Source organism: Hymenobacter sp. AT01-02 (assembly GCF_000961955.2).
GTDB classification, from domain to species: Bacteria; Bacteroidota; Bacteroidia; order Cytophagales; family Hymenobacteraceae; genus Hymenobacter; species Hymenobacter mucosus.
Genome location: NZ_JZIR02000099.1, coordinates 1 through 3,824, shown reverse-complemented (window position 1 = coordinate 3,824; position 3,824 = coordinate 1). Strand labels below are relative to the sequence as shown.

Sequence of the window (3,824 nt, the reverse complement as noted above, 5' to 3'; positions counted from 1 at the left end):
GCCAGGACCTAGAAGTTATTGCCAGCAAGTTCCTAGAAGCCCCCATTGACTTTATGTACGGGGGCGGCCTGAAGTTCTTTACCCAACGCCAGGACCGGGTAGATCTGCTGGCGCAGTGGCGGGCCAAGGGTTACCAGGTAGCTACTACCCCCCAACAGGCCCGCGCCCTTACCAGCCCCAAAGCCGTTGCCCTGCTCGCCGACAACGGCCCGACCCGCATGCCCGCTCGCACAGCGGCCTACATGGAGATAGGTTTCGACAAAGCCCTGGAGCTGCTGGGCAAAAACGAAAAGGGCTTTTTCCTGATGGTGGAAGGCTCGCAGATTGACGATGCGGGCCACTTCAATGATACCTCTTATAATGTGCAGGAAGTCCTGGATTTTGACCAGCAGGTAGGCAAGGCCTTTCGGTTCGCAGCCCAGAACGGGGAAACCCTTGTAATCGTCACGGCTGACCACGAAACCGGAGGCTACAGCGTAGTGGGCGGCAGCAGCCAGACAGGGAAGGTATCGGGCCGCTTCACTACTACCCATCACTCAGCGGTAGTGGTGCCCGTGTTCGCCTACGGCAATGGCAGCGAGTTATTTACAGGCTTGTACGAGAATACAGAAATTTACCACCGCCTTAAGCAGGTGATGAGCCCGCATAATTAACAAGATAGCGTTCTGAGGACAAGCCGTTAGCTGCTTTCAAAGTGTCCTTGTTGGTGATGCCGATTTTAGGAAGAAAGGCGCATCGGGCAGCTCGCGGAAGGTAGAGAAGCCAACTTGTGCCTTGTTGTTGAGTTTCTCCTCTATGCGGAAATTCAGCTTTCAAATTAGCGAGCTGAGGTTGATGTCAATGCTAATCGTGTAGCTCGCGTTGGAGTACTGTAGCGTATTTACGCTGGGCACCCCAGCCGAGGGGGCTAGAGCAACGGGGTATGGTTTTGCTTGCGGTAGTTCAGGTAGTTGCAGCGCAGCGAAAAGGTATTCTTAGTATTAAGGCTTGGTCCTGTCTCAGTATCGACCTGGTAACTTGAGAATTAAACTAATACCGTTAAGTAAATGTAAGTACATTGTACATACATTGTACATACATTGTACATACATTTACGCTCATGAACACGCGCCTGATTCGAGTGGGCAATTCCCAGGGAATTGTGCTGCCTAAGAAGTTACTGCAACAGTACCGCCTTAGCGGTGAGGTAGATTTGCAGCCCACGCCCGAAGGCTTGCTTATCAAGCCCGTAGTAAAGCCCTGCCGTCAAGGGTGGGACGAGCGTTTTCAGCAGGCCATTGCCCAAGGTCAGGCCCCGGAGGGCGAGCTACTAGAGGGTTTCTCAGATGAGACCTTTGAGGAAACGGAATGGCAGTGGTAGCCGTGCAGCGCTTTGAGGTATGGCTCATCAACCTCGACCCGACGCAGGGCAGCGAAATCAACAAGACCCGCCCCTGCGTGGTGCTATCCCCCGACGAGATGAACCGCTACCTGCGCACCGTAACTATTGCAGCCCTGACTAGCACCCGGCGCGACTACCCCTCCCGGGTGGATTGCACCTTTCAAGGCAAGGAAGGCCAGGTAGCGCTCGACCACATCCGTTCCGTCGATAAAACTCGCCTGGTACGCCGTTTGGGCGTGCTATCTAAGTCCACGGCGCAGGAGGTGTGCGACCGACTACAGGAGATATTTCAATACTAATGCTACAGCGCCTCACTTAGCAGCCAAAGCTATTAGTGATTGAAAATAACCTCTCTGTAACGCTAAGATATAGGCGTCAATGGCTGCCTAGTGATACTTTGCTCGGTTATCGAATGGGCTTATGAATTAGATAATGTCTTTACGACTTTGAGTTGCTGAATCCATGCCTAGCGCACATTCTCAGCTGCTCACCAGAGCAAATGCTGGCGCAACCCTACTTCGACGTCCTACCGGAGCCAACCACATTATTCTGTTCTACGCACGGAAGCCAGACAGATAACCTGCCTGGACTGAATAGGTACCGATGTGAACGAGCAGATGAAGTTTCGCCGGAAAGTGCAGACTCTCAATGCGGAGCCTACCACTAGCAATCAGCAACTGCACGAGGCCAACACGTGCCTGCTGCATACCACCTTGTTTCTCTTCTTGAGTAGTGCCTTAGAGCCTAGCGGCTGCATAAAGCACGTAGTTCGTTACTTAGAAAGCTTTATACCCTTCCTACTCCGCACAGCGCTACCAACATCTGTCTCTGTAACCGGCACACACTGTTCGTGCTCACCGCTTGACGAGCCAAGACTTCCCTCCTCTTTGCTCTACCTGGAACCCTTCCGTCAAGTATAAGCGCTGGACATGCTCTTAAAACGTCTCCTCCACCATTATCTTCTTCAGAAAGGGCCCAGGATTTTGAAACATCTGTTCCACCAAAATTGGGTTGATTTGTTGCGGAGCAAACGACCCAAGCAGGCCTTCAGCAACGCCGGGCCGAGGTCTTCGCGCAGCTCTTCTTACGTCCCTTATCCACTGACACCCGCTTAGCCCTCTACCCGGCATGACGTTCCGTTTTGTTGCGACGCCCGATTTCGACTTTCTAACCCAGTTTGCGCAGCACCTGCAGGTGCCCGTGCACGATGGGCAGGTTTCCTTACCCGAGCACCTGGGCTCGGGCTACGTCCGCAAGCTGCAGTTTGGAGTCGATTTCAAACTCACCGTGCACCGGTACGAGCTGCGCGAAGACCTCGTCGTCCAGCGCCAGGCGGCTGGTAGCAGCAGCGACCAGATAACCATCTTCTTTTACAACAACGAGCAGCCGCTCGACATTGCTTTCGCCGACCACCCGCAGGTGCGGTTTTCCCAGCGCGACGAGTCGGCCGTGCAGCTCACCTCCAACGACCTGAGCTCCACCATCCGTTTTCCAGCCCGGCACACCGTGCATTACCTGGTGGTAGCCCTCAAGACGCCGCGGCTGAAGGCCCTGCTGGCCGGCAACGAGCCCCACGCGGTGCTCAACGCCCTGACAGCCGACGGCGGCTCCTTTCTGTTCTTCGACAGCATGTCGGCCGAAGCCAAGCTGCTGCTCAAGAATATCACCGACGTCAACCAGCACGACGGGCTAAGCCATTTCTACATCCAGGTGAAAGTGCAGGAATTGCTCTACCTGGTGTTTCGCAAGCTGCTGCTGCGTGAATCGGCTCCGCACCAACCATCAACAGCGCCGACGCGGAGCGGCTGCTGCAGGTGCACGAGCAGCTGCTCACAGACCTGAGCACGCCGCCGGTGCTGCGGGAGCTGGCCCAGCAAGCGGCTATGAGCGAAACCAAGCTCAAGCAGCTGTTCAAGCAAACCTTCGGCAACTCGGTGTACACCTACTTCCAGCAGGCGCGCATGAAAGAAGCAGCTTTCCTCTTGAAGCAGGGGCAGCGCTCCGTGGCCGAGGTGGGCTACGAACTAGGTTTTTCCAACTTGAGTCATTTCAGCCGGCTGTTCGAGAAGCACTACGGCCTCAACCCCAAGCGCTACGCGCAGTCGTAGGCGCTAGCCGAGGTAGTTTGGCGGAAACACTTGCTGCCCGTAGTCCCGGGCCAGGGCCTGGATGCGCTGAATGGCTTCGGGGTCGAGCACCGGCGGCGGCAGAAACTGGCCTACGGCTACCGGCTGGCCTATGTGCTGAAAAAACTCTTCCAGCCCCGCCGGCACCACCGTGCACAGCAGCCGGGCCGGCCGGTCGCTCTTGTTTTTGAAGCCGTGCACCACGCCGCCCTTCGGAATGCGCACGAAGGAGCCGGCGGTGGCTACGTACGTGCCGAACTCGGACTTGACCTCCACTTCCCCTTCTACTTATGAAGAAAGTTTCCTCGATGTCGGCG

Annotated in this window: 6 protein-coding genes; 5 read left to right on the top strand and 1 reads right to left on the bottom strand. The window is 55.9% G+C overall.

Annotated elements, in window-relative coordinates:
- The 5 genes from VI25_RS19945 to VI25_RS27260 all read left to right on the top strand — a co-directional run.
- The coding region (locus VI25_RS19945) for an alkaline phosphatase (RefSeq protein WP_161806995.1) at positions 1-653 on the top strand (653 nt) is incomplete at its 5' end.
- Between the two features lie 446 nt (positions 654-1,099).
- On the top strand, positions 1,100-1,360 hold the full coding sequence (locus VI25_RS19940; protein WP_045690522.1) for an AbrB/MazE/SpoVT family DNA-binding domain-containing protein: 261 nt from the start codon (positions 1,100-1,102) through the stop codon (positions 1,358-1,360).
- Entirely contained in the window at positions 1,348-1,680 is a 333-nt protein-coding gene (locus tag VI25_RS19935; RefSeq protein WP_045690520.1) for a type II toxin-antitoxin system PemK/MazF family toxin, read from the top strand. Before VI25_RS19940 ends, VI25_RS19935 begins: the two co-directional genes overlap by 13 nt.
- An 829-nt stretch (positions 1,681-2,509) precedes the next feature.
- Positions 2,510-3,223, top strand: a complete 714-nt coding sequence (locus tag VI25_RS19930; protein WP_236705155.1) for a hypothetical protein — start codon at positions 2,510-2,512, stop codon at positions 3,221-3,223.
- Entirely contained in the window at positions 3,196-3,489 is a 294-nt protein-coding gene (locus VI25_RS27260) for a helix-turn-helix transcriptional regulator (RefSeq protein ID WP_236705154.1), read from the top strand. Before VI25_RS19930 ends, VI25_RS27260 begins: the two co-directional genes overlap by 28 nt.
- A 3-nt stretch (positions 3,490-3,492) precedes the next feature.
- Here VI25_RS27260 and VI25_RS19925 read toward each other — a convergent pair whose 3' ends face one another.
- A complete protein-coding gene (locus VI25_RS19925; protein WP_055562770.1) occupies positions 3,493-3,783 on the bottom strand; it encodes a hypothetical protein in 291 nt (96 codons plus the stop codon).
- Positions 3,784-3,824: the final 41 nt, after the last annotated feature.

Coding starts and splice junctions, on each gene's coding strand:
- VI25_RS19930 (WP_236705155.1), top strand. CDS start 2,510: ATGACGTTCCGTTTTGTTGCGACGCCCGATTTCGACTTTCTAACCCAG.
- VI25_RS19940 (WP_045690522.1), top strand. CDS start 1,100: ATGAACACGCGCCTGATTCGAGTGGGCAATTCCCAGGGAATTGTGCTG.
- VI25_RS19935 (WP_045690520.1), top strand. CDS start 1,348: ATGGCAGTGGTAGCCGTGCAGCGCTTTGAGGTATGGCTCATCAACCTC.